This window comes from Fusobacterium sp. FSA-380-WT-3A, from assembly GCF_012843705.1.
In the GTDB taxonomy this organism is placed as follows: Bacteria; Fusobacteriota; Fusobacteriia; order Fusobacteriales; family Fusobacteriaceae; genus Fusobacterium_B.
The window spans coordinates 1-25,594 of the sequence record NZ_JABAFQ010000007.1 but is presented as its reverse complement, the minus strand read 5'-3'; the positions used below and the strand labels follow the sequence as shown (position 1 = coordinate 25,594).

The following is a 25,594-nucleotide window of genomic DNA, read 5'->3' as shown; positions in this document are numbered from 1 at the left end:
GTTAATATATTTATATATAAATTTATAATTTTATATACATATAAATATAAAATTGAGGTGAGAGATGTTAGATAAATTAGTGATAAAAGGTGCTAGAGAACATAACTTAAAAAATATAGATGTAGAAATTCCTAAGAATAAATTTGTAGTAGTAACAGGAGTAAGTGGAAGTGGAAAATCTTCTCTTGCCTTTGATACAATTTATTCAGAGGGGCAAAGAAGATATGTAGAAAGTCTTTCAGCTTATGCTAGACAATTTATAGGTCAAATGAAAAAACCAGAGGTAGATTCCATTGAAGGACTTTCACCAGCAATCTCTATTGAACAAAAAACTACAAATAAAAATCCAAGGTCTACAGTTGGAACAGTTACAGAAATATATGATTATATGAGACTTCTATTTGCTCATATTGGAAAAGCTCATTGTCCAATATGTGGAACAGAAGTTAGTAGAAAAAGTATTGAGGAAATTGTAGAAAATATTTTAGAAAAATTTTCAGAAAAATCTAAAATGATAATATTAGCACCTGTTGTAAAAGATAAAAAAGGGACACATAAAAATTTATTTTTGAATTTAGTAAAAAAAGGATTTGTAAGAGCTAGAGTAAACGGAGAGATTCTTTATTTAGAAGATGAAATAAATCTTGATAAAAATGAAAGACATAATATAGAAGTTGTAATAGATAGACTTGTATTAAAAAAAGATGACAAAGAATTTGAAACAAGATTAACTCAATCTATTGAGGCTGGAGTTGAATTATCAGAGGGAAAAATAATTGTAAATGTAGATGGAGTAGATAATCTATATAGTGAAAATTATGCTTGTCCCTATCATGATGATGTAAGTATACCAGAACTTACTCCAAGATTATTCTCTTTTAATGCTCCTTATGGAGCTTGTCCTCATTGTAATGGGATAGGGCAAAATTTAGAAATAGATGAAAATAAACTTTTTATAGATAAAAAATTATCTATTTTAGATGGAGGAATATATATACCAGGAGCTTCTACAAGAAAAGGGTGGACATGGGAGATGTTTTTGGCCATGTGTAAAACTTTTAAAATAGATTGCACAATACCTGTTAAAGATTTACCAAAAGACAAAGTAGATATTATTTTTCATGGAACAAATAAAAAATACAGATTTGATTATGAGGGAGGAGATTTTTCTTTTCATGGTTTAAGAGAATTTCATGGAATTGTAAAAGCTTTAGAAAGAAGATATAAAGAAAGTTTTTCTGAAGCTCAAAAAGAAGAGTTAGAAAATAAATTTATGATAGAAAAAGAGTGTAAATATTGTCATGGAAAAAGATTAAAAGATGAAGTTTTAGCAGTAACTATAAATGATAAAAATATAATAGATATTTGTCAATTAAGTATAAAAGAAGCTTTGGACTTTTTTAATGATTTAACTCTTACAGAAAAACAAGAAAAAATTGCCAAAGAGATTTTAAAAGAGATTAGAGAAAGATTAAAATTTATGATAAATGTTGGGTTAGACTATTTATCACTTTTTAGAGGAACAAAAACTTTATCTGGTGGAGAAAGTCAAAGAATAAGACTTGCTACACAAATTGGTTCTGGATTAACAGGAGTTTTATATGTATTAGATGAACCAAGTATAGGTTTACATCAAAGAGATAATGATAAACTTTTAGAATCTTTAAACAGACTTAGAGATATTGGAAATACCCTAGTTGTAGTAGAACATGACGAAGACACAATGAATCAAGCTGATTGGATACTTGATTTAGGTAGAGGGGCTGGAGAGTTCGGTGGGGAATTAGTTGCTTTTGGAACTCCAAAGGATATAAAGAAAAGTAAAAAATCTCTTACAGGTGAATATTTAAGAGGTGAAAAAAAGATAGAAGTTCCTAAAATAAGAAGAGAGTTTTCTAAGACTATAAAATTATATGGAGCTAGAGGAAATAATTTAAAAAATATAGATGTTGAAATTCCATTAGGAGTAATGACTGTTGTAACAGGAGTAAGTGGAAGTGGAAAATCAACTCTTATAAATCAAACACTATTTCCAATACTTTTTAATGAATTGAATAATGGAAAACTTTATCCTCTGTCATATGATAAAATAGAGGGATTAGAAAATCTTGACAAAGTTATTGATATAGACCAAAGCCCTATTGGAAGAACTCCTCGTTCAAACCCAGCTACTTATACAAAAGTTTTTGATGAGATAAGAGAGATATTTGCTCAAACAAAAGATGCAAAGATGAAAGGGTATGAAAAAGGAAGATTTTCTTTTAACGTAAAAGGTGGAAGATGTGAAGCTTGTCAAGGAGCTGGAATTATAAAAATAGAGATGAATTTCTTGCCAGATGTATATGTAGAATGTGATGTATGTCATGGAAAAAGATATAATAAGGAAACTTTAGAAGTTTATTATAAAGGAAAAACTATATCAGATGTTTTAAATATGAGTATCAATGAAGCTTATGAATTTTTTCAAAATATTCCATCTCTACAAAGAAAATTAAAAGTTTTAGTTGATGTGGGATTAGGTTATATAAAATTAGGACAACCAGCTACAACTTTATCAGGTGGAGAAGCTCAAAGAATAAAATTAGCTTCTGAATTATCTAAAACTTCATCAGGAAAAACAATATATATTTTAGATGAACCAACTACAGGATTACATTTTGATGATGTAAAAAAATTGTTAGAAGTTTTAAATAGACTTGTAGAAAAAGGAAATACTGTTGTAATAATAGAGCATAATTTAGATGTTATAAAGACAGCAGATTATATAATAGATATTGGACCAGAAGGTGGAAGCGGAGGAGGAACTATTGTAAAAGTTGGAACTCCAGAAGAAGTAGCAAAATCAAGAAAAAGTTATACAGGTAAATATTTAAAAAAATATTTAAAAAGCTAATAAAAAAATTAATATTTTATTTAAAATAAAAATAGGACTATTGCAAATTTTCTTGTTATAAAGTGCAATAGTCCTATTGTTTTATATTAGTTTTGATAAATTTTATGCAGTTATAACTCCTAAAAATTCATTTTTAAAAAATAAATAAAAAATATTTAAATTTATAGGATTAAATTTAATTTCAATGTCTAATCCTTCTAATTTTTCAAGTAATTTTAATTTAAAAATATTGTTTTTAAATCTTATACTAGAGCTGGTAACTTTTCTAGTGGTTGATTGTAAGAAAATATCTAATTCTCTAAATAAAACTTTATTCTCTAAAATTTTATAATCAATAATATAATTATATTTACTTTCATCAAGATATATATAAGAATCTAAGAAAGTTTCTAATGAGTTAAAAGAAAATATTTTATTTTTATCAGTAAAAATTTTATATAAATCTTCTTTCAAAAGTGAGACAAATTTCTCAATTTCTTTATCTGTATTTTGATAATTTGTAATTTTTATATTAGTTTTATCAAAAATTTTCTTAGATATATTTTTAGAAATATTAATATCAGAATCAAGTAATATCTCTTTAGGTTTAGAAAGTTTTTCTGTTAGAGAAGAGATTTTTAATATACTTTCTCTCATAAAACCTAAAATAGAATAAATATTAGTTGGTTCAGTATTTAAAGAATAGTTTATAATATCTAAAGTAGAAGCATCGAACATAAGTATAAGAGTTGGAACTACAACCTTATGAGTTTGGACCATTATATATAAAGGAGTTTCAATAACAACAAAAATTTCATTTGATTTTTTTATTTTAGAAAGATGATATGAGGTTGTTTTTTTGAAAAAACCATCAATATTATTTAAAATTCTATAAAAAGTAGGATAACTTATATTATAGTTTTTTTCTTTTAAATATTTTTGACAATTATTATAAAGTTTAGATAAATTAGACTCTCCCTCTTTATAATAAATTTTTTTTATTAAGTCAACTCCAGTTTCATCTATTGATTTATAAGAATTTTTATCCTCTCTCTCTTTTTTTTCTAATCCAAGAACGCCTTTTTCTTTGTAAGACTTAATCCATCTTTTAAGTGTAGCATATGATATTCCTGTTTCACTTTCAATTTCTTTAAGCTTTTTTTCTTTTTTTAAAAAAGGCTCAATTATTTTGAATCTTTTTAATTTAGTTTCGTCATTAAAATTCATAAAACATTCTCCATATTAATAATAAAAATAATGAAATATAAATATAATAATATGATACTATATTATATATAAAAAATCAACACTAAAAAAATTATCTATAAAAAGGCTCATTTTTTTTGAAAAAAATATTGACTTTTTTTGAAAGGATATGATAATATAAAAATGTTCAGAAAAAAAGAATAGAATAAGAAAAAGAGTTGAATTTAAAAAAAATTACTCAAAAAATTTAAAAAATCAAGTAAAAATATAAAAAAGGAGATGGTTTGATGAAAGCATTTGCAGAAATTCAAAAAGTAGGAAAAGCTTTAATGACACCAATTGCCATATTACCAGCAGCTGGATTATTTTTGGCCTTTGGAAATAAATTGGGAATTCCTTTGATGGAACAAGCAGGAAATATAATTTTTAGTAACTTACCTTTATTATTTGCTGTAGGAACAGCCATAGGATTAGTTGGTGGAGATGGAGTAGCTGGATTATCAGCTGTAGTAGCTATTTTAATTATGAATACTACAATGGGAATAGTATCAGGAGCAGAAGCTGGAATAGCTACAGGAAATAAAGCATTTGCTATGGTAATGGGAGTTCCAACATTACAAACTGGAGTTTTTGGAGGATTAATATCAGGAGTTATAGCAGCAATATGTTATAAGAAATTTTATAAAACAGAGCTACCTCCATTTTTAGGATTTTTTGCTGGAAAAAGATTAGTTCCAATAATGACAGCGATTTTAGCTTTTTTAATTGGAATGGCTATGCCTGTTATTTGGACACCATTTCAAATAGGGTTAGAAAAATTAAGTTATTTTGCTAATGAAACAAACACAAATATTTCAACATTTTTATTTGGAGTAACAGAAAGAGCTTTAATTCCTTTAGGGTTACATCATATATTTTATTCACCATTCTGGTATCAATTTGGAGAATATATAAATAAAGCTGGAGAAGTAATTAATGGAGACCAAAGAATATGGTTTGCAATGGTTAAAGATGGAGTAACAAATTTTTCAAGTGTAACTTATCAAGGAGCTGGAAAATTTTTAACAGGAAAATTCCCATTTATGATGTTTGGATTACCAGCAGCTGCTTTGGCTATGTATCATGAGGCAAAACCAGCTAATAAAAAAATAGCTGGAGGAATTTTATTTTCAGCAGCACTAACATCTTTCTTAACAGGAATAACTGAACCATTAGAGTTTTCATTTTTATTTGTAGCTCCAGTATTATATGGAATTCATTGTCTATTTGCTGGATTATCATTTATGTTAATGAATTTATTTGATGTTAGAATAGGAATGACTTTTTCTGGTGGATTAATTGATTATATTGTTTTTGGAGTTTTTCCAGGAACTAATGGATTTAATAATCATTGGTATATGGTTATAGTAGTAGGATTATGTTTAGCAGTTATTTATTATTTTGGATTTAGATTTGCAATAAGAAAATTTAATTTAATGACTCCAGGAAGAGATGAAACAACATCTGTAACTGAAAAAGAAGATATTGGAGAAAAAGAATTAGCTGTTGGAGTTTTAAATGCTTTAGGTGGAACAGAAAATTTAAAATCATTAGATGCTTGTATAACTAGATTAAGAGTAGAAGTAGCTGATACATCTTTAGTAAAAGATGCTGAATTAAAAAAATTAGGGGCTTCAGGTGTTTTAAAAGTTGGAAAAAATGGAGTTCAAGCTATATTTGGAGCAAAAGCACAATTTATTTGTAATGATTTAAAGAAAATGACAGGAAAATAATAAATAGGAGTATAGCGATGGGATTATTTGATATATTTAAAAGTAAAAAGAAAGATGAAAAAATAGTAGAGATTTATTCTCCGCTAAATGGTAAAGTAATTTCATTAGAAGAAGTTCCAGATGAAGCTTTTTCACAAAAGATGATAGGAGATGGATGTGCTATTGACCCAAAAGAAGGAGCTATTTATTCACCTTTAGATTGTGAAATAGATATATTTGAAACAAATCATGCTGTAAGTATTGAAACAAAAGAGGGTTTAGAAATGATAATACATTTTGGAGTAGATACAGTTAAATTAAAAGGTGAAGGCTTAAAAAGAATAGTTAATCCTGGTGATGTTAAAAAAGGTGAAAAATTAGTAGAATATAATTTAGAATTTATAAAAACTAATGCTAAATCAGTAAAAACTCCAATAATAATAAGCTCTATGGATATGGTAGAAAAGATAGAAATAAAAGCCAGTGGCGAAGTAAAAGTTGGAGATTTATTGATGAAAGTTTATTTAAAATAGCCTCTATAATAATTTATTAGATAAACACAGAAGAAAAAGGACTAGTTTTACTAGTTCTTTTTCTAATTTTGGAAAAAAATAAAAATGTGGTATAATTATAATACAAGAGAGAAATTAAATAATTATTAAAGTTTTAAAAGGAGGGATTATGAAAAAAATAATTTTTGGAATATTTTTATTATTTTCTATAAATATTTTGGCTTTAGATACACATTTTAGAGTAGGAGCTATAACAAATTCATCTTCTTATAATAAAGAAACAAATAAATTTAGTAAATATGCTCCTAGTTTAGGATTAGAAGTAACACAATCTTTTGCTATTGCTGATTTAGGAGTAGGAATAGCTTATAATAAAAATATAGATGATGTTGAAGTAGAAACAGTACCAGTTTATGGAATAGTAAAATATAATTTCTTTCCAGTATTTTTACAACCATATTTAGTAGGAAAAGTAGGAACAGTATTATATAGTGATGATAACTATAAAGGAAAAGATGCTTCTACATATTATGGAGCTGGAGTTGGATTAAATTTTTTAAATATGCAGGCTGAACTTTTATATTCACAAACTAAAATGGAAGATGATAAATTAGACCAAGTTTCTTTAGTATTTGGAATAAATATTTTTTAAAAATAAATAATAGAAATAAGTTCATTTAAAATTTTTTATTAAAAAATTTAATAATTATATTTTAATAAAGAATTTATAAAAATAAAAAATTATTATATAAAAAAACTGCTAGAAATTTCTAGCAGTTTTTTATATTAATATTTAATTTCTAAATTTTATAATTTATTACATAAATTTAGGAAATATGTTATAATTGCGGCATTTGTAAAGTTACTAATTAATCCTCCAATAACTGGAACAACGAAGAATGCTATTTTAGAATATCCATATTTATCACAAACAGTTTTCATAGTTGCCATAGAAACAGGTACAGCTCCTAATCCAAATCCAGTATGTCCAACAGCCATTACAGCAGCATCATAATCTTTACCTAAGAATTTATAAGTGATGAATACAGCAAAGATAACCATTAATACTACTTGAGCAAATAGAAGTATAATCATTGGGATAGCTAAATCAGCTAATTGCCATAATTTCATTGTCATGATAGACATAGTAACAAACATAGCAAGAGATATTTCTCCAACAATATCTATAGATTCGTATAGAGCTTCATCTTCACCAATTACCATATCATAAACATTTCTTATAATTAATCCACCTAACATACATAAAACGTGAATTGGTAAACTTACACCAGGTAAAACTTTTTTTAGAAGTGCAAATAATATAGAACCAAATCCACAAGCTAAGAACATTAGACAAACTGCTTTTAAAGATCTATCTTTATTAACAATAAAATTCTTTTGACTTGCTTTTTCCATTTCAGCAATTTCTTCAGCTGTAGCACTTCCTTTTAGTCCATGTCTTTGAACTAAGAAATTACCAATAGGTCCTCCTACAATACATCCAGAAATTAATCCGAAAGTAGCAGCAGCAATAGCCACTTCAACAGCTCCTACAGCTCCCATTTCTTCAGCGATTGGGGCAAAAGAGGCAGCATTTCCATGTCCTCCTGTCATAGGAATTGAACCAGTCATTAAAGCGATTAAAGGTTTAACACTTAATGCTTTACCAAGACCAACAGCTAATACATTTTGTAAAAAGGCTGTAACAGCAGCTAATATTGAGAAGACAAGAATTAATTTACCACCTTTTTTAAGAAGTCCTAATCCAGCAGCAGCTCCACTAGCAGCAAAGAATACACAATAGAATAAAGTATTAGTTGTTTTACTATCAAAAGATACACTAGCTATATTATTAACAAATAATATACAAGTTAATATAGAAAATAAAAGTCCTCCAACAACAGCAGATGGAATACAATATTTTTTCAAAATAGGAAATTTATTTCTTAAATAATTTCCTAACCAAATAAGTAAGACTGTTAAAGCTAATGTTTGAAACATATCCAATTTTAATTGTATCATTACAAATACCCCCCTAAAATTTTTTATTATAAATAAAATAAGCAAGAAGTGTGCCACTTAAAAATAGGCTGAATTTTTATAAAAAAAGAAATTTTTATATATAAATGAGAGTGATGAAGAAAAAAATGGCGGAAAAATTTTCCTTATTTTAGAAAAAAATGCCGTTATATATTTTTGAAAAAAATAAAAATATATGTTATAATCAAATATAATTTTAAATTAGGAAGGAAAAATATGAAAAGATTTGTATATATTTTAATGCTTTTATTTTTATTTACAGGATGTTGGAATGTAAAGAAAAGACCAAATGAAAAAATATCTGAACATTTTACTTATTATGAAGCTGTACATAGTGGATATGGGTCTAAAAAACATATAAAAAATTATCCTCACAGAGATGATTTTAGAAGGATAAAAAAAACAGCTAAAAGAATGGAAAAAATAAGAAAAATAGTAGGAGAGCCAATACATATAAATAGTTGGTATAGAAGTGGAAGAATAAATAAAAGAATAGGTGGAAGTAGAACATCAGCTCATACAAAAGGATTAGCTGTGGATTTTACTGTAGATGGAAATTTATGGGAAGCTTTTAATAGAATAATAAGGTCTGGTTATAGTTATGACCAAATAATCTATTATAGACAAAAAAGATATATTCATATTAGTTTTAAAGAAAAAGTTAGAGATGAGAGAAAACAAAGATTTTATAGGTAAATTATAATTAAAAAATAAAAAGAGTTATTATATTTTTGTTAATAATATAATAACTCTTTTTAATATTATAAAAATTTTTATAAAGTTAAGAATTTATTATTTTATAAAATTTCTTTTTATTTTCAATAAGAGAGGAAAAATCGCCCTCTTCTATAATTTTTCCTTTTTCTATTAAAATAATTTTATCATAATCTTTTAAAAGGGAAAATTTATGAGTTATAGTTATCACTGTTTCATCTTTAAAGATATCTTTGATATTTTTCATAATCTCATTTTCTGTTATATTATCTAGGCCAGAAGTGGCTTCATCTAGCATAATTAGTTTAGCTTTTTTTAAAAATATTCTAGCCAAAGAAAGTCTTTGTTCTTCACCTGTACTCATATTTATTCCATTAATTCCTAATAATGTTTTATAATTTTCGGGAAAACTCATAATTTTATCATGAATGCAAGCTTTTTTAGAAGCTTCAACAATTTTTTCATAAGAAGATTCTAAAGGAGTTATAATATTTATATTTTCTAATATGGTTGTGTTAAATAAACTATTATCTTTAGTAATTATTCCGAGTAATTTTAATAGGGATTCTGTTTGAATATCTTTTATATTTATATTATTAATATAAATATCTCCACTTGTAGGGAAATAATTTCTTTTTATTAGATTAAAAATTGTTGTTTTTCCCATTCCACTTTGTCCCACTATAGCTACTTTTTCCCCTTTATTAATTTTAAAGTTTATATTTTTTATTATAAGTTTTTCTTTATTATAACCAAAACTGACATTTTTAAACTCTAAACTTTTAAATTCTTCTCCTAAATCAATAGTACCTTCAGGTAAACTGGTATCTATAGACATGATTTCATTAAATCTCAATATTCCAACAATTCCTTTTTGATATAAATCAATAAGACCTATAAATCTCATTAAAGATACTTTAAATCTATCAACTAAAAGTAAAAAAGAGAAAATAATTCCAAGACTCAAATCAGATTTAATATATAAAATTCCTCCAACAAAAATTAAAAGTAGTTGAATAAATTGTGTATAAAAAACAATTCCAGATACTAAGTAAGAAGAATTTAAAAAATTTTTTCTTTCGATTTCTAAAACATTTTCATTAGCTTTTATAAACTTATTTTTATTTATATTTTCAAGATTATTATCTTTTATAAAAAAAATTACTTTGAAAATGTCATTTATTAGGCTTATAAAATTACCAGTTGTTTCTCTTATTTCTAAATACCCTTTTTTTAGTTTTTGATTTAATATATAGATAAATACAATAGCTAGAGGTAGAGGAATAAATACAAATGAAGCTAATATAGGGTTAAAACTAAACATCAATATAAAAGAACCAATTAAGGATAAAGAAGTTGAAAGAGAATCTTCTAAACCTTTATATAATAAAATAGAAAGATTTTCTAAATCTCCGGTAATTCTTGAAATTAACTCACCAGAATTTTTTTCTTTAAAAAATTTATTAGATTGTTTAAGAAAATGATTTATTAAATCATTTCTCATATGAAATTTTAATTTATTTCCCATAAGTTGTCCACGACTTGCTGAAATTATAAAAGAAAAAGCTCTTAATACATAAAATGATAATACAAGTCCAGAAAAAAGAAATAATTTTTTTAGATTTTTTTCAGGGAGTATAACATCTATTATTTCTTTTACAATAATAGGAGTTATTAAATCTAAAACTGTAACTAAAACTCCAAAAAATAAAAATATTATTAATAATTTTTTCTCAAGAAGATAATATTTAAAAAGTATTTTATATTTTTGCATTTTCTATTTCCTTTTTTAATTCTTCCATAGTATTAAATATTCTAGGTGAGCCTCTAAGTATTTTAGAAGAATCCACAATAAAAATATTATTATTTTTTCCAGCTATAGTATTTTTTATAAAAGGATTGGCTTCTTTTATACTTTTAACAGAAGATATGGACATTGCTCCCATAATTATTTGAGGATTTTCAGATAATAAATATTCAGGAGAAATTATTGGTCTTTCTCCAATTAATCCATCTGTTATATTTTTAACTCCTATTAATTCTAAAACTTGTCCTGGTAAAGATTCTTTAGAAAATCCCATCATTGGATTTGTTGAATAAAGAATTACTCCTTTTATTTCTTTAAGTTTTTTTCTTTCTTCTAAAATTTTTAATTTTTCTTTACTTTCTTTATATAAATTTTCACTTTCTTTTTCTCTATCAAAAAGTTTTCCGAAAATTTTTATACTTTCTAAAATATTTTTAAAATCTTTTGTTCCATCATTTATAAGAACAGGGATATTTTTAGATTTTAAAGAATCAGCTAGCCCTATAGACATTCCATTAACTATTACTAAATCAGGTTGTAAAGCAATTATTTTTTCTAAACTAGGTTTAGCAGTATTTCCAACAGTTAATAATTTTTTCGTTTCTTCATAAGGCCAAATTTTACTATTTTTTGTTCCAGCTATTCCAACTATTTTATCTTGAGCATTTAGCATATACATAGTTTCTATAACAGCTGGGTCTGTTACTACAATTCTATTATATTTTTTTAATAGAATATTATTATTTTGATATCCATAAACAGTATTTTCTTTTATTTCAAGAGAAAAACTGAATATATTTATTAATAAAAATCCTAAAACTACTCCTAATTTTTTTCCCATTCTTCCTCCTAAAATTTTTCTAATGGTATTATATAAGGTTTATCATTTTCATCATAAATTATTTTTGATTTTAATTGATATACATCTTCTAATATTTTTTCAGTTAAAACTTCTTTTGGAGTACCTTTATAAGCAACTTTCCCATCTTTTATTAAAAATAATTTATCACAAAACATAGAAGCCAAATTTAAATCATGTAATACAGCTACTGCTGTTATATCATGGTTTTTTACAAGTTTTTTTACTCTTCCCATAAGGTCAACAGCATGATTTAAATCTAAAGCTGATGTTGGCTCATCTAAAAGTAAAATTTTTGGTTCTTGAGTTAGAGCTCTAGCTAATAACACTCTTTGAAATTCTCCTCCAGATAAACTTAGAGCGATTCTATTAGAAAATTTTTCAAGTCCTAATATTTTTAAAGTTTCAAAAGCAATATCAAAATCTTTTTTTGAATATCCTTCCCAAGAATTTTTTAAATGTGGAAGTCTTCCCATAGTCACAAAATCTATTACAGACATAGGACTTGATAAACTAGATTTTTGAGGAACTAAAGCCATTATTTTAGCTTTTTCTTTTTGAGTATATTCTTTTTCTTTTTTCTGAAAAATTTCAATATTCTCATTATTTTTATTTAGATACCCTAAAATATTCTTTAAAAGTGTAGATTTTCCACAACCATTAGGACCAAGAATTCCTATTACTTTATTTCTTTCAATTTTTAAGGTTATATTTTTTAAAATATTTTTATCACCATAGGAAAAACTTAAGTTAGTTATTTTAATTGCTTCTTCCATTACATCCCCCTTTTATTTTTTAAGGCTAAATACAAGAAGAATGGAGCTCCGAAAAATGAAGTAACAACTCCAATAGGAATTTCAGTAGGAGATAAAAACATTCTTCCAAAAGTATCACAGATTAAGAGAAAAAATCCACCAGCCAAAGAAGCATTAGGAATTAATTTAGAATTAGAAGGACCTGTTATCATTCTTATAATATGAGGAATTATTAGACCAACAAAACCTATCATTCCAGAAAAAGCTACTGAAAAAGCCACAATTAAAGCTGATACAGTAAGAATTCTTGTTTTTAATTTTGTAACATCTACTCCTAAAGAATGAGCTTCTTCGTCTCCAGATAATAAAGCATCTAAATTATTTCTATTTATATAAAAATAATATAAAGAAAATATAAGAGGAGGAATTAAAAAGAAAACTTTTTTCCAAGTAGCATTTCCTAAATATCCCATCATCCACATAGTGATTTTAAATGAATCTTCACCTATTAAATAAATAGCAAAGGAAGTAAAAGCACTTAAAAAAGATGAAACAGCTATTCCTATTATAAGTAAAGTTGAAACATTTATCATATTTCCTTTTTTAGCCATTTTAAAAATTAAGAAAGTACTTAAAAGAGACATTATAAAAGCTAAAACTCCATACATAAAATCTGGAAGATTAAAAATATAAGCTATTACAGAACCAAAAGTAGCACTGGCAGCTATTCCAATTATATAGGGGTCAGCTAAGGGATTTTGAAAAACAGTTTGAATTACTACTCCACTAGATGCCAACATCATTCCAACTAAAACTCCCATTAAAATTCTAGGAATTCTTAAATCAAGTAATATTATTTTTATATATTCCTCTTGATTTTTTAAATTAAAAATTTGTTCTAAAGTTATTGTTTGGTCTCCCATTTTTGCTGAAATTAATCCACCAACTATTATTCCGATGATTAATATAAAAGGAAGTATATTTTTAAAAGATTTATTTTCTTTTATTTTCATAAATTTTTTCCTTACATATTTAATAGGAGCTGTTTCCAGCTCCTATTAAATTTTATTTTTATAAAGTTAGATTATAATGTATAACTAAATCCTATGTAATAATTTCTTTCTGGTGCAGGGTCATATAAATATTCTCCACCACTATAAGAAATTGATTCATAATAATCTTCATTAAATATATTATTAATTCCAGCAAATAAAGATAATCCATTATCAGCATTATAATTAAATCTAACATTTGTAACTATGTAAGAATCTTTTTTTCCTGTTTCATTGTTATTATCTAAATAAGATTCTCCATTATAAACAACCTCTCCATTAATATTAAATTTTGGAGTAAAGTCATATCTAGCACCTAAAGTAAGTCTATGTTCAGGTACTCCTGCTATTTTATTTCCAGAAATATCTCCAGTATCTATTACATTTCCACTTGTATCAAAGGCTTGTCCTCTTCCTTCTTTAATTTTTGCATTTATATATTGATAAGATTCAGATAAAGTTAATTTTCCAAAGTATTGTTCAAGTTTTAATTCTGCTCCCATTCTTTGAGTTTTATCAATATTATAGTTTAATATTGTGCTATCAAAATCTCCCATTCCTCCTTGCATATTTGTATAAATTTCATCATTCATTAATGAATAGAATAGAGCAAAGTTAATAGAAGTATTTCCAATATAATCTGATATTCCCCATTCAATATTATGATAAGTTTCAGACTCTAAATTATTTAAATTATATTGTTTGTTCCATTTATTAGTTAATAAAGCTGGAGCAGGAGTTGTAAATCCTCTTTCATATCTTAAATATGTTCTACCAATATCTGAATAACGATAACTTCCACCTAATTCATAAGCATAGTTATTTTCATCTTTTGTATATGAAGTATTTTTACTAAATTTTGACCCATATCTTGATACTTCATAATCTGAATTTTCATATCTAAATCCCTGATTAAATTCAAAATCTCCAATTTTATAATTATTCATAATAAATCCAGCTAAAGTTTCTTTATTTAAATCCATATTTCCCATAGAAATAGACATAGGCATTCCTTGAATTTGATTTTTTCCATATCTTCCACCATCATTTTTTATATAATCTAATCCAAAAATTAAAGAGCTATCATCTCCATAAGCATATTTTAATTTAGGTTTAATTCCTGTTTTTTTATCTTTAAAATTCCAAGTTATTTTATAAGGAGTTAATGGACTTCCAGGTCTCATAGAACTTTCACCAGGCATACTCATTAACATATCTGTTTCACTTCTAAAAGTTATTACATTGGCTGATAAATTTTCACTTAGTTTTCCATTATAAGTTAATTGGAAATCTTCTTTATCAATATCCATTGTATCCATATATTTATCAGAATTTCCTTGCTTTCTATCCTCATCTATTTGTGCTTTTGTTAATGAATCCAATAAATTTTTATTTTCATTATAGTTATTATATTTAAATTCTAAATTATGGTCATCATTAATATTGTATCTTAATTTTCCTTGGAAATAATCTGAATCTAATTTCGAATCTTTTCTATAACCATTTCCTTCATTTTGGTTATATGATAAATCTATGTCAAATTTTCCAATAGATTGTCCAAAGGAAACATCAGTTTTATGAGAACCTAAAGTAGAAAAGTTATATCCACCATTTCCTCTTAATCCTTCTCCTCTTTTAGTAATAATATTAATGACTCCTCCAGCTGTTCCTGAACCGTAAAGAACTGAACCCCCTCCAGGAATTATTTCAATTCTTTCAATATTATTAACTGCTATAGTATTTATTGGACTACTTACCATAGAAGTTTCTAAAGCATTTACTGCTACTCCATCAATCATTACTTGAACATTAGCTTTTGCTCCAGAAGAAGTACTATCAAGACCTCCTTGACCTCTTAAATCTACTATAGAACCAAAAGTATTTCCTATAACATTTACAGCTGGAATATCTTTTAATATCTCAGAAACCGTTTTATACCCTTTTTCTTTAATTTCTTTAGAAGTTACAACAGTTGGATTAGCCATAACTTTTCTAATACTAGTTTCAAATCCTGTTACTGATGTTACAACTGTATCATCTAATTTAATTTCTGTTGTTTTTTCTCCACCATATACTAAGGATGAAATTAAACAACCTAATAATAAAATTTTTTTGTTCATCTTCTTTTTCCTTTCATAATTTTTAATTAAGGTTATTTATAATGAATTAAATATTTCCAAATATTTTTCTCTAAGTTGTCCTTTTTCATCTCTTGGCACATATATAGAAAATATTTCCTTTTCATCAGAATCAAAAAATTTTATAGAACAACTTTTTTTGCCAAATGTAGTATCAGTCACTATAAAAATTTCTTTAATATTATTGACAGATAAGTGTCCTCCAATAGAAGTTTCTTTATCATGAAAATTTAAAAATCCATGCCCATATTTTCCTTGTGGGAATTTATCTTTTATTTCTAAGACAAAATTTGGGGTAACTACAAGTAAAAGCACTTCTTCCCACTTATTTAAAATCTCAAATAATTCGTCTATTTTTTCAACAGGATAAGTTTTTACACGTGGATTAGACACATTTCTTAAAACTTCTAAAAAACTTATATTTAATTCTTTTGAAATTTTTGAAAAAGAAATTTTAGTATCATTATTTATTAATTTTTCTATTTTAGTTTTCATATATTTAACCACTCAAGTTTTAGATTTAGTCATCCATACTTTGATTTAACATCCATAATATTTTAGAGAAATATTTTATATAATCATCCATTGATGCAGAAATTATATATTCAGATAATTCATCAGCTTCTTTTTTAATTTTTTTAACTTTATCTAATAAATATCCAAAATCAGCTATAATTTCTTTTAAAATATATTCTTCAGAAAGATATTTTTCTTCTTCCTCTTTTATTTCAGATAATGCTAAGAAACTTTTTAGAGAACCTACTGGTTTTCCACCTATTATTAAAATATTTTCTGCATTTTCATCAATCATTTTATTTATTCCATTATATAACTCTTCTAACTTAGCATGTAGAGGGAAGAAATTTTTTCCTTTTACATACCAATGAAAGTTTTGTAGTTTATGATATTCCACTACTAAATCAGCTAAAAATAAATTTAAATTTTTTTCCATAAATATTACCTCCTTAAAATTTTATAATAAAAATATATCACTTATAAAATAATTTGTCAATAAAAATATTTTAAAATTTAATTAAATATGATATAATTAAATATAATATAAATTAATAATTTTTGGAGGTGATTTATGAATCTAAATATACTATGGCCTATTTTAGGAACTTCATTTATTTTTTTAATGACAACTTTAGGTTCAGCAATGGTTTTCTTTTTTAGAAGAGAGATAAAAGAAGATATACAAAGAATTTTTTTAGGATTTGCTGCTGGAGTTATGATAGCAGCCTCTGTTTTTGGATTACTTGTACCAGCAATTGAAGATTTGGAAGCTAGAGGAATAATAAGTTGGATACCAGTTTCTATTGGATTTTTAGGAGGAGTATTTACTATATTGATTTTAGATAAAATAATTCCTCATTTACATCCTGTAGAAAATAAAACTGAGGGAATTCCCAGTAATTTAAAAAGAACTTCTCTCTTAATAACAGCTGTGACAATTCATAATATTCCAGAAGGGATAGCTGTAGGGCTTTCCTTTGCTTTGGCTAGTCAAAATTCTAATGACCCTTCTTTTTTAGCTTCAGCAATAGGATTAGCTTTAGGAATTGGAATTCAAAATTTTCCAGAAGGAGCAGCTGTATCTCTTCCTTTGAGGAGAGAAGGATTTGGAACTTTTAAAGCTTTTATTTATGGAAGTTTATCTGGAATAGTAGAACCTATATTTGGAATTTTGACAGTTTTTATTACATCTAGTTTAGGTTCTTTGATGCCATGGCTTTTATCTTTTTCAGCAGGAGCCATGATGTATGTTGTGGTAGAAGAACTTATTCCTGAGGCAAATTTTTCAAAACATTCAGATAGTGGAACCTTAAGTGTTATGTTTGGATTTGTTTTGATGATGATTTTAGATATTGCACTAGGATAAATAAAAAAGCTACATAAGAATGTAGCTTTTTTATTTTATGAAATTTAAGGAATTATTTTTCAAAAATTTTTTCAATAATATATTTTATAATATCATACCCAATATTATTTCCCCAAAAAATTCCATCTTTAGTAAATATAAAAACTTTTTCATCTTCAATAAATAATTTCTTTTCTTTAAATTCATTTATTTTATCTAAAAAATAATTATACTCTTTTTCATCTAATATTTCTTTTATTTCATTTTTATGAATAATTGGGAATTGTAAAAGGCCTGAAAGCAAACTAAACTTTTTATGTAGATTGGATATATTAGAGAAAAAAGATAAATCCTTATTCATTCTAAAAATACCAATATTTCCGACATTACCTCCAGCTCCAACTCCTATTGGAAATGTATCTCCACCATTATTTCTAACTTTTATATATTGGTAGTTATCCCCATTTTTTTTAGCAATTTTTGTAAGTTCAAGTATATAATATTTTTTATCCTCACAAAGTTCTTCTATGAAAATATCATGAAGTTTTTTTTCTTTTTCTAAATTTTCTGTTATTTTTACTTTTTCATTTACTATATCCTTTGAAAGATTAGAACCTTCATGAATCATCAAAGAGTAAAAACTAGCACTACTAATTTCTAAATCTTTGATTATTTTAACATCTTCTTTTATATCTTCTTCTTTTTGATTAGGATAGTTATAAATAATATCTATACAAACATCTCCTTTAAAATATTCTTTTAATTTTTTTAATCTACTAATAGTTTCCTCTTTTGTGAAAGTTCTATTATAAAATTTTCGTCCTTCTTCTGAAAAAGATTGGATACCAACACTAAGTCTGTTAACTCCATATTTCATCATTATGTCTAATTTTTCTTTAGAAAGATTATGAAGTGTTGTTTCAAAAGTAAATTCATATTTTGGTGCTAAAGAAACATTTTCTTGTATACTTTTAAGTATGGTTTCTAATTGATTAGGTTTATATACAGTAGGAGTTCCACCACCAAAAAATATAACTTCAAAATCTCTTTCTTGAAAATATTTTGTTTTTCCATATTTTTTAAATTCAGAAGCAATAAAATTAGAGTATTCATCTAAGCTGCCTTGTAATTGTTTTCTATTAAGATTACAAAAAGAACAAATTTTATCACAATATGGAGTATGAACATATATTGCTCTTGGAATATTTTCTGGACTTTTATTTAAAAATTCCATTAAATCTGATTCTGTAACTATTTTTTTTCGAGATACTTATTTAAAATTCCTCCAACATCATGATGAGATTTCATTCTTTTTTCAAATATAATTTCCATATTTTCTCCTTGGTTAGTTATAATTAAATATTATACTTTATTTTTCATTTTTGTCAACAAATATTTGACAAGCAAAATTTTGTGTGATAAAATTTTTTAGAATTAATTTCAGTGACAAAGGAGAAAATTATGAAAACTTTAATTGCTTATTCAACAAAAACAGGAAACACTAAAAAAGTAGCAGAAGCTATAACTGATGTTATTCCATTTTCAGAATTAAAAGATATTTCTCAAGTGGAAAATTTAGATTATGATTTAATAATTGTTGGAGCTTGGATAGATAAAGGAACTGCTGATGAAAAAGCTTTAAATTTTATGAAAAGTATAAAAAATAAAAAAGTAGCATTCTTTTTCACATTAGGAGCTTATCCAAATTCAGACCATGCTAAAGATTGCATAAAAAATATATCAAAAGTTTTAGAAGAAAATAAAAATGAAATTATAGGAAGTTATCATTGTCAAGGAGCTATAGACCCACAATTAATAGAATTTATGAAAAAAACTTTTGGACCAGACCATCCACATGGACCTAATCCTGAAAGAATAAAAAGATGGAAAGATGCAAGTACTCATCCAGATGAAAAAGATTTAGAAGAAGCAAAAAATACTTTTAAAAAACTTTTAAATTTATAATTTATAAAAAATATATAAAATTTGTGCCCATTAATTTATTTTGTTTCAATCTTTTAAAACAGTCAATTTTTATTGACTGTTTTTCTTTTATTAAATTTTATAAAAAAAAGAAAGATTTTATTATATATTCCAAAATAAAATCTCTCTTCGAAAAATTTAATTTTAAAAATTTTATTTATACTAGAAAATTAAAAAATTATTAATTAAAAAGTATAACTTGCTCCTAGATAATATGTTCTACCAAATTCAGGAATAACAGTAGAAAAATTATCTCCTACATATCCATAATATGTTTTATCAAATAAATTATTTATACCTCCATAAATACTAACACCATTAGGATTATTGTATCTTATTGAAAAATCTACAACAGTATGAGATTTTACCAAACTATCTTCATCACGCTCTATATCTTTTAAGTAATTATTATATCCTCCTGTATATTTCCAAACTAAACCTGTAGAAAGATTATCTGTTAGATTATAATCGGCTTTTATAGAAATCATATGTTTTGGAACTTTTTTTAATCCACTGTTAGACCAATCTACTTTTCCTATATTAGCTTTTCCTTTATCATTGTAATCACTTTTTCCTTTTAAATAAGTATATCCTTCTTCAAAAGAAAACTTTCCAAAAATTTGGTTAGCTGTAAATTCTACTCCATATCTTTCTGTTTCCAAGTAATTTACAGTTATAGATTCTTTTGGACTATTATTTAAATAAACTCTATTCATTTGATTGTCTGTTTTAGTATAAAATCCTGTAAGATTTATTGCAGAACCTAAAATATAATCTCTAAGACCTATTTCATACATATGAAAGATTTCATCTTCTGCTTCTGTTTTTACATAAATACTATTTCCATTTGCATCAAGCTTTTTATCAGAAATTTGTATTCCATCTGGTCCTGTAAAACCTCTTTCATATCTTGCATAAACTTTTCCAGTATCTCTATAGTTATAGGCTGCTGAAACTTCATAGTTTTGATTAACTCTATGACTTTTATCTTTACCTTTTCCATCATTTGCATTTTTATCGAAAGACCAGTCAGTAATATCGTATCTTGCTCCTTGAGTAAATTCAAAATCTCCAAATTTATTTGAATTTAAAAAGTAAATAGCTTTTACAAATCTTTCATAATTAAAATTATATGGAACTTTTTTATAAGTATATTTACCATTATATTTTATGTAATTTCCATCTGTATATTGATTCCCTATAGGAATATCTCCTTCTGAAACTTTTTTGAACTTATAATCATAGTAATTCATATTAGCTGTTTGCTTAAAATAATCAGTACCAATTAATAAACTATTATCATTTCCGTAATTTATATTTAATTTTGTTTTTGTTCCTAATGTTTCTTGTTCCATTTTTTTATTATCTGCATCTTCATTATTTGTAAAATATCCTTCACTTGAAAAACCATCTATCGTAAATAAGAGATTATCTGTTATTTGATAAGCGTAAGATAATTTAAAACTATCATCTTCTCTATCACTTGAAAGATATCTTCTTTTTTTCTCTTGTATTTTCAAACCATTTTCATCTATTCCAACTGTTACATTAGAATATTTAGGTCTATAATTTTTTCCAAATTCTTCTAAATTAGATTTGCTTATATTTTTTATAAATTGCCCATCCTCTTTAAAGTGGCTATATTTGAAAGTGAAAGCTTGATTACTAGAAATTTTATAATTAAATCCTCCGGAAAAATATTCTGTGTTACTATAAGTATCAACAAAATACCAATCTTTATCACTTTTAGAATAATTTAGTTGAAATGATAAATTATCATTTATTTTTGTTCCAAAATTTGTATAATATTTCTTTTCTTTGTCTTTAGTGAATTCATATCCTATTTTATTAATAGGCTTATTCATAGTTTTTAAATTAGTTGTTACATTTATTACTCCTCCAGAAGTTCCATTTCCATAAAGAACTGAACCTCCTCCAGGAATAATCTCAATTTTTTCAATTTGTTCTACAGGAATTACATCATAGTTTGTTTGATAAGGATGGGTTGTTAAAGTTGTTATAGGGGCTCCGTCTACCATTACTTGAATATTTTTAGCTGCTTGGTCTGCTCCTTGTCCTCTAATATCAATTTCTCCCCAAGCACTAGTTCCTACAGTTATTCCTGGAACATCATTTAGGACTTGAGAAACAGAAGTATAACCTTTTTCATCGATATCCTGTTTATTAATAACTATTACATTTTTTGTAGGCTTTAATTTTTCTACTTCAATATAATCTGGGCTTATTATACTTTGCCCTAGTTGAATATCTTGTGCTAAGACTAAACTATTAAGTATACAATAGAATAAAAATATTTTTTTCATAAATCTCCTTTCCACATTTTAAATTATATTTAAGTTCCATAATTTTTTATATCATATTTAATTTTGTATGTCAAAATTTTTTTGATAAAATATTTTAATTTTATTTTTTTTGATTGACTTTAATTTTGAAAAGTGTTATTATTATTTGAGATTCAAAATAAAGTTGGTGATTTTATTGAAAAAAAGTATTTTTTTATTTTTGGGATTAATTTCTATAATAGTAGGAACCATTGGGATATTTTTACCTTTATTACCTACAACACCTTTTTTATTACTTAGTCTTTATTGTTTTGGAAAATCTTCTAAAAAATTTCATAATTTTATATTAGAAAATAAAATTTTTGGAAAATATATAAAAGATTATCATGAGAAAAAAGGAATTACTTTAAAAAATAAATTAAGTGCTCTTTTATTACTTAGTGTTAGTATGTCTTTTTCTATATATAAAATTACTCAAATTCATTTAAGAATATTTTTAATAATAGTATTTTTAGGAGTTACTTATCATATTTTAAGTTTAAAAACTTTAAATGAAAAGAAAGAAAGTTAGGAGTTGTTATGTTTAATATAAGATATAAATCTCATCATGATGTTTTAAATATTATTAATAGTTCTTTAGGGAGAAATATTTCTACAAATTTTTCTTTTGAAAGATTTTTAAATGATAAAAATAATTCTAGAGAATTAGGAATTTATGTTCACACTCCTTATTGTGATAAAATTTGTTCTTTTTGTAATATGAATAGAAAACAGGTAGATAGTAGTTTAGATAGTTATGCAGACTATCTTTGTAGAGAATTTGAAAAATATGGAAAAAAACTTTATCCAAAAGAAAAACATATATCTACTATTTTTTTTGGTGGTGGAACTCCTACAATTTATAAAGAAAAAGAATTGGAAAAGATTCTTAAATCCTTAAGAGAAAATTTTATTTTAACTAAAGATTATGAATTTACTTTCGAGACTACCCTTCACAATCTAACACCTAAAAAAATAGAAATTTTACAAAATTATGGTGTTAATAGATTGAGTATAGGAATTCAAACTTTCTCTAATAGAGGAAGAAAAATTTTGAATAGAACTTATGAAAAAGATGAAATTATAAAAAGATTAAAATTTTTAAGAGAAAATTTTAGTGGACTTATTTGTATAGATATTATTTATAATTATCCTGATGAAACTTTAGAAGAGATTGAAGAAGATGCAAAAATTTTGTGTGAATTGAATTTAGATAGTTGTAGTTTTTATTCTTTAATGGTGCAAGAAGGGTCTAAAATTTCTAAATTAAGAAAAGATAATAGTAATTTTTATATATATAATTTAGAAAAAGATAAGATATTACATGATAAATTTTTAGAAATAACTTTAAAGAATGGATATCATCTTTTAGAGCATACTAAAATTACCAATGGGAGAGATAAATATAAATATATAAAAAATGTTAATAATTTAGATAATTTAATCCCTATTGGTGTTGGAGCAGGTGGAAGAATGGAAAATATAGAGTGTTTTCATCTAAATAAATTAATTACTTTTTATGGAAAGGATGATAAATTTAAATATTCTTTAAAGAAAATAGCTGGTATTATGCAATATCCTAGAGTATCTTTAAAAGAAATAGAAGAATATTCTAAAGAAAATTTTAATATTATTTTTGAAAAATTACAAGAATTTCAAAATAAAAGTTTAATAATACTAGAAAGAGAATATTTCACTTATACTTTAGATGGAATATTCTGGGGAAATAGTATTATTGCAGATATTATAAATACTTTAATAAAAATGAAAAACAAATAATTTAAAATTTATATATTGGAGGTTTTCAGTTATGTATCATTATCTTAAAGTTGGAGGACCATTAATGTGGATTCTTCTAATTTTATCAATTATTTCTCTTGCTATAATTATAGAAAGGGTATTATTTTTCTTTTTACACGAGAGATGTTTAAGTAAGAATTTTAAATCAAATATTATTTTAGCTGTGTCTACTAACAATTTAGAAAAAGCTTGTTCATTATGTGATAATGAAAAAAATACTGTTGGGGCAACTATAAAAGAATTTTTAGTTCGTCATAATGCCAATGGAGATTTTCATCATTTTGACCAATTAGTAAAAGAAATAGCTTTAGAAAGAATAAGTCCACTGGAAAAAAGATTATATTTACTTGGAATAATAGCTCATACAGCTCCAATGATTGGACTTTTAGGAACAGTTACAGGAATGATTCATGCTTTTACAAATCTTGCTCTATTAGGAGCTGGAGACCCTAAAGTAGTAGCTGATGGAATATCAGAGGCTTTGCTTACTACAGCTGCTGGACTTACAATAGCTATTCCAGCCATTGTTATTTATAATCTTTTAAATAAAAGAGTAGAAGAGGTTGAAAGTGATATTGATAAAATAACGACAAATATAATAAATATAATAAGAAAAAATTAGGAGGAAAGATGGGAAAATACAGAAAAAATAAAAATATTCTTGCTGTTGACTTAACTCCTCTTATAGATGTTGTTTTTTTACTTTTAATATTTTTTATGGTTACAACGACTTTTGATAAATATGGACAAATAGATATAGATATTCCAACAGCAAATGTGGAAAGTCCAGATAAAAAACTACCTTTAGAGATTGTTATCGACAAAAATGGAGATTATTTTGCTATAAAAGATGGAAAAACTTTTCCCATAGATATTGATAATTTAGGAAATATATTAATTGGGATTGATTCAGTTTCTGTAACAGCTGATAAAGAACTAAAATATCAAATTGTTATGGATACTATTACAAAAATAAAAAAACAGGGAATAGAAAATTTAGGAATAAATTTTTATGAATAATTAAGGAGTAGAAAATGAAATACATATTACTTTCAATAATCTTTCATATTTTATTGATTATTCCCTATTACAAACATGTAAATACTTTAGGAAATCCTGATATTTCAAGAAAAATATCTATTCCAATATCATATAATTCTAGAAATTTACCTGAACGGATAGATAATATAAAAAAAGTAAAAGGAAGCGAGGTAAAACAGCCTAAAGTAGTAGAAGAAGCCAATAAAAAAATAGAAGAAAAAGAAATTAAAAAGCCTCAAGAAGAATTCAAAAGTAAAATGAAAAAAAATACTGAAAAAAAAGTTGAAAAAAAGACAACCGAAAAGAAAGAGATAAAAAAATCTCAAAATAACCAAAATAAAAAACAACCACATAAAAATTTAGTTAAAGAAGAAAATAAAAAAGAAAGTATAGAAGAAGTTTTAACTAAGAATGGAAACTTTGTAGCTAATTCTGATGGAAGCTACACAGCTTTATCAGCTAAAGGAATTAATTTTGAAATTTTAAATCAAATAGACCCTAATTATCCACGTCAAGCAGAAGTTATAAGATATAATAAAACAGTTATTGTTGAAGCTAGATTTCTTGTTGGATTAGATGGAAGAGTTGAGAAAATTGAAATTTTAAAATCTCATGAGAAATTTGGATTTGATAAAGAGGTAATGCAAGCTTTAAAAAAATGGAAATTTAAACCAATAACTTATGGAGGAAAAAAATTAAAAGTTTATTTTGTAAAAGAATTTATATTTAAACCAAAATCATAAAAATAAAAAAACACTCTTTAATTTGAAAGAGTGTTTTTTTATTTCTAAGGAAATTATAAATTGATTTTATATAAAAATTTTTTAATTTTTTATATGAAAATAGACAAAAATAAGTAGA

General features: G+C 25.0%; 23 protein-coding genes. 12 read left to right on the top strand and 11 right to left on the bottom strand.

The window, feature by feature from the left end:
* Positions 1-64: 64 nt before the first annotated feature.
* On the top strand, positions 65-2,893 hold the full coding sequence (uvrA, locus tag HF862_RS05730) for an excinuclease ABC subunit UvrA (protein ID WP_170186963.1): 2,829 nt from the start codon (positions 65-67) through the stop codon (positions 2,891-2,893).
* A 102-nt stretch (positions 2,894-2,995) separates the two neighbouring features.
* On the opposite strand, the gene HF862_RS05725 is transcribed toward uvrA, so the two are convergent.
* Positions 2,996-4,099, bottom strand: a complete 1,104-nt coding sequence (locus tag HF862_RS05725; protein ID WP_170186962.1) for a helix-turn-helix domain-containing protein — start codon at positions 4,097-4,099, stop codon at positions 2,996-2,998.
* A gap of 266 nt (positions 4,100-4,365) precedes the next feature.
* On the opposite strand from HF862_RS05725, the gene ptsG reads away from it, so the two are divergent.
* The 3 genes from ptsG to HF862_RS05710 all read left to right on the top strand — a co-directional run bounded on the left by ptsG (position 4,366) and on the right by HF862_RS05710 (position 6,993).
* Positions 4,366-5,850 carry a glucose-specific PTS transporter subunit IIBC gene (ptsG, locus tag HF862_RS05720; RefSeq protein ID WP_170186961.1) on the top strand — a complete coding sequence of 495 codons (1,485 nt, stop codon included), beginning with the start codon at positions 4,366-4,368 and terminating at the stop codon, positions 5,848-5,850.
* Positions 5,851-5,867: 17 nt separating this feature from the next.
* Positions 5,868-6,362 carry a PTS glucose transporter subunit IIA gene (locus HF862_RS05715; RefSeq protein ID WP_170186960.1) on the top strand — a complete coding sequence of 165 codons (495 nt, stop codon included), beginning with the start codon at positions 5,868-5,870 and terminating at the stop codon, positions 6,360-6,362.
* Positions 6,363-6,510: 148 nt separating this feature from the next.
* Positions 6,511-6,993 (top strand): hypothetical protein, encoded by a 483-nt coding sequence (locus HF862_RS05710; protein WP_170186959.1) that lies wholly within the window; start codon positions 6,511-6,513, stop codon positions 6,991-6,993.
* 155 nt (positions 6,994-7,148) lie between these two features.
* Here HF862_RS05710 and gltS read toward each other — a convergent pair whose 3' ends face one another.
* On the bottom strand, positions 7,149-8,363 hold the full coding sequence (gene gltS / locus HF862_RS05705; RefSeq protein ID WP_170186958.1) for a sodium/glutamate symporter: 1,215 nt from the start codon (positions 8,361-8,363) through the stop codon (positions 7,149-7,151).
* 234 nt (positions 8,364-8,597) lie between these two features.
* On the opposite strand from gltS, the gene HF862_RS05700 reads away from it, so the two are divergent.
* Positions 8,598-9,077, top strand: coding sequence for a D-Ala-D-Ala carboxypeptidase family metallohydrolase (locus HF862_RS05700; protein WP_170186957.1), 480 nt, complete (start codon positions 8,598-8,600; stop codon positions 9,075-9,077).
* A gap of 85 nt (positions 9,078-9,162) precedes the next feature.
* Here the strand turns inward: HF862_RS05700 and HF862_RS05695 are convergent, their stop codons facing one another.
* The 7 genes from HF862_RS05695 to HF862_RS05665 form a co-directional block, all read right to left on the bottom strand.
* On the bottom strand, positions 9,163-10,869 hold the full coding sequence (locus HF862_RS05695) for an ABC transporter ATP-binding protein (protein ID WP_170186956.1): 1,707 nt from the start codon (positions 10,867-10,869) through the stop codon (positions 9,163-9,165).
* A complete protein-coding gene (locus HF862_RS05690; protein WP_170186955.1) occupies positions 10,856-11,743 on the bottom strand; it encodes an ABC transporter substrate-binding protein in 888 nt (295 codons plus the stop codon). Before HF862_RS05690 ends, HF862_RS05695 begins: the two co-directional genes overlap by 14 nt.
* A gap of 8 nt (positions 11,744-11,751) precedes the next feature.
* Positions 11,752-12,537 (bottom strand): ABC transporter ATP-binding protein, encoded by a 786-nt coding sequence (locus tag HF862_RS05685; protein WP_170186954.1) that lies wholly within the window; start codon positions 12,535-12,537, stop codon positions 11,752-11,754.
* Complete coding sequence (locus tag HF862_RS05680; protein WP_170186953.1) at positions 12,537-13,529, bottom strand: iron ABC transporter permease; 993 nt, start codon at positions 13,527-13,529, stop codon at positions 12,537-12,539. The genes HF862_RS05685 and HF862_RS05680 overlap by 1 nt, the downstream gene beginning before the upstream one ends.
* Positions 13,530-13,600: 71 nt before the next feature.
* Positions 13,601-15,688, bottom strand: coding sequence for a TonB-dependent receptor (locus HF862_RS05675; RefSeq protein ID WP_170186952.1), 2,088 nt, complete (start codon positions 15,686-15,688; stop codon positions 13,601-13,603).
* 36 nt (positions 15,689-15,724) lie between these two features.
* Entirely contained in the window at positions 15,725-16,201 is a 477-nt protein-coding gene (gene hutX / locus HF862_RS05670; RefSeq protein WP_170186951.1) for a heme utilization cystosolic carrier protein HutX, read from the bottom strand.
* Between the two features lie 25 nt (positions 16,202-16,226).
* On the bottom strand, positions 16,227-16,658 hold the full coding sequence (locus HF862_RS05665) for a DNA starvation/stationary phase protection protein (protein WP_170186950.1): 432 nt from the start codon (positions 16,656-16,658) through the stop codon (positions 16,227-16,229).
* Between the two features lie 135 nt (positions 16,659-16,793).
* On the opposite strand from HF862_RS05665, the gene HF862_RS05660 reads away from it, so the two are divergent.
* Positions 16,794-17,588: a ZIP family metal transporter gene (locus HF862_RS05660; RefSeq protein WP_170186949.1), complete on the top strand. Its 795-nt coding sequence runs from the start codon at positions 16,794-16,796 to the stop codon at positions 17,586-17,588.
* 52 nt (positions 17,589-17,640) lie between these two features.
* Here the strand turns inward: HF862_RS05660 and HF862_RS05655 are convergent, their stop codons facing one another.
* Complete coding sequence (locus HF862_RS05655) at positions 17,641-18,801, bottom strand: radical SAM protein (protein WP_240934793.1); 1,161 nt, start codon at positions 18,799-18,801, stop codon at positions 17,641-17,643.
* Positions 18,802-19,028: 227 nt separating this feature from the next.
* On the opposite strand from HF862_RS05655, the gene HF862_RS05650 reads away from it, so the two are divergent.
* Positions 19,029-19,532 carry a flavodoxin family protein gene (locus tag HF862_RS05650; protein WP_170186948.1) on the top strand — a complete coding sequence of 168 codons (504 nt, stop codon included), beginning with the start codon at positions 19,029-19,031 and terminating at the stop codon, positions 19,530-19,532.
* A gap of 203 nt (positions 19,533-19,735) precedes the next feature.
* Here HF862_RS05650 and HF862_RS05645 read toward each other — a convergent pair whose 3' ends face one another.
* Positions 19,736-21,874, bottom strand: coding sequence for a TonB-dependent receptor (locus HF862_RS05645; RefSeq protein WP_170186947.1), 2,139 nt, complete (start codon positions 21,872-21,874; stop codon positions 19,736-19,738).
* 166 nt (positions 21,875-22,040) lie between these two features.
* On the opposite strand from HF862_RS05645, the gene HF862_RS05640 reads away from it, so the two are divergent.
* The 5 genes from HF862_RS05640 to HF862_RS05620 are packed head-to-tail and all read left to right on the top strand — an operon-like array spanning position 22,041 to position 25,476.
* Positions 22,041-22,424, top strand: coding sequence for a YbaN family protein (locus HF862_RS05640; RefSeq protein ID WP_304205592.1), 384 nt, complete (start codon positions 22,041-22,043; stop codon positions 22,422-22,424).
* A gap of 8 nt (positions 22,425-22,432) precedes the next feature.
* Positions 22,433-23,671, top strand: a complete 1,239-nt coding sequence (locus HF862_RS05635) for a coproporphyrinogen-III oxidase family protein (protein ID WP_170186945.1) — start codon at positions 22,433-22,435, stop codon at positions 23,669-23,671.
* Positions 23,672-23,702: 31 nt separating this feature from the next.
* Positions 23,703-24,314, top strand: coding sequence for a MotA/TolQ/ExbB proton channel family protein (locus HF862_RS05630; RefSeq protein ID WP_170186944.1), 612 nt, complete (start codon positions 23,703-23,705; stop codon positions 24,312-24,314).
* Positions 24,315-24,322: 8 nt separating this feature from the next.
* Complete coding sequence (locus HF862_RS05625; RefSeq protein ID WP_170186943.1) at positions 24,323-24,712, top strand: biopolymer transporter ExbD; 390 nt, start codon at positions 24,323-24,325, stop codon at positions 24,710-24,712.
* A gap of 14 nt (positions 24,713-24,726) precedes the next feature.
* The gene (locus tag HF862_RS05620; protein ID WP_170186942.1) at positions 24,727-25,476 is read left to right on the top strand and encodes an energy transducer TonB; all 750 of its coding nucleotides are present in this window, start codon (positions 24,727-24,729) and stop codon (positions 25,474-25,476) included.
* Positions 25,477-25,594 lie beyond the last annotated feature (118 nt).

Excerpts from the sequence above, each read along its gene's own strand:
- HF862_RS05655 (WP_240934793.1), bottom strand. The coding sequence starts at position 18,801 with ATGGAATTTTTAAATAAAAGTCCAGAAAATATTCCAAGAGCAATATAT.
- HF862_RS05725 (WP_170186962.1), bottom strand. The coding sequence starts at position 4,099 with ATGAATTTTAATGACGAAACTAAATTAAAAAGATTCAAAATAATTGAG.
- HF862_RS05635 (WP_170186945.1), top strand. The coding sequence starts at position 22,433 with ATGTTTAATATAAGATATAAATCTCATCATGATGTTTTAAATATTATT.
- HF862_RS05700 (WP_170186957.1), top strand. The coding sequence starts at position 8,598 with ATGAAAAGATTTGTATATATTTTAATGCTTTTATTTTTATTTACAGGA.
- HF862_RS05715 (WP_170186960.1), top strand. The coding sequence starts at position 5,868 with ATGGGATTATTTGATATATTTAAAAGTAAAAAGAAAGATGAAAAAATA.
- ptsG (WP_170186961.1), top strand. The coding sequence starts at position 4,366 with ATGAAAGCATTTGCAGAAATTCAAAAAGTAGGAAAAGCTTTAATGACA.
- HF862_RS05665 (WP_170186950.1), bottom strand. The coding sequence starts at position 16,658 with ATGGAAAAAAATTTAAATTTATTTTTAGCTGATTTAGTAGTGGAATAT.
- hutX (WP_170186951.1), bottom strand. The coding sequence starts at position 16,201 with ATGAAAACTAAAATAGAAAAATTAATAAATAATGATACTAAAATTTCT.
- HF862_RS05660 (WP_170186949.1), top strand. The coding sequence starts at position 16,794 with ATGAATCTAAATATACTATGGCCTATTTTAGGAACTTCATTTATTTTT.
- HF862_RS05685 (WP_170186954.1), bottom strand. The coding sequence starts at position 12,537 with ATGGAAGAAGCAATTAAAATAACTAACTTAAGTTTTTCCTATGGTGAT.
- HF862_RS05625 (WP_170186943.1), top strand. The coding sequence starts at position 24,323 with ATGGGAAAATACAGAAAAAATAAAAATATTCTTGCTGTTGACTTAACT.
- HF862_RS05630 (WP_170186944.1), top strand. The coding sequence starts at position 23,703 with ATGTATCATTATCTTAAAGTTGGAGGACCATTAATGTGGATTCTTCTA.
- HF862_RS05650 (WP_170186948.1), top strand. The coding sequence starts at position 19,029 with ATGAAAACTTTAATTGCTTATTCAACAAAAACAGGAAACACTAAAAAA.
- HF862_RS05675 (WP_170186952.1), bottom strand. The coding sequence starts at position 15,688 with ATGAACAAAAAAATTTTATTATTAGGTTGTTTAATTTCATCCTTAGTA.
- HF862_RS05620 (WP_170186942.1), top strand. The coding sequence starts at position 24,727 with ATGAAATACATATTACTTTCAATAATCTTTCATATTTTATTGATTATT.
- HF862_RS05710 (WP_170186959.1), top strand. The coding sequence starts at position 6,511 with ATGAAAAAAATAATTTTTGGAATATTTTTATTATTTTCTATAAATATT.
- uvrA (WP_170186963.1), top strand. The coding sequence starts at position 65 with ATGTTAGATAAATTAGTGATAAAAGGTGCTAGAGAACATAACTTAAAA.
- HF862_RS05680 (WP_170186953.1), bottom strand. The coding sequence starts at position 13,529 with ATGAAAATAAAAGAAAATAAATCTTTTAAAAATATACTTCCTTTTATA.
- HF862_RS05695 (WP_170186956.1), bottom strand. The coding sequence starts at position 10,869 with ATGCAAAAATATAAAATACTTTTTAAATATTATCTTCTTGAGAAAAAA.
- HF862_RS05690 (WP_170186955.1), bottom strand. The coding sequence starts at position 11,743 with ATGGGAAAAAAATTAGGAGTAGTTTTAGGATTTTTATTAATAAATATA.
- HF862_RS05645 (WP_170186947.1), bottom strand. The coding sequence starts at position 21,874 with ATGAAAAAAATATTTTTATTCTATTGTATACTTAATAGTTTAGTCTTA.
- gltS (WP_170186958.1), bottom strand. The coding sequence starts at position 8,363 with ATGATACAATTAAAATTGGATATGTTTCAAACATTAGCTTTAACAGTC.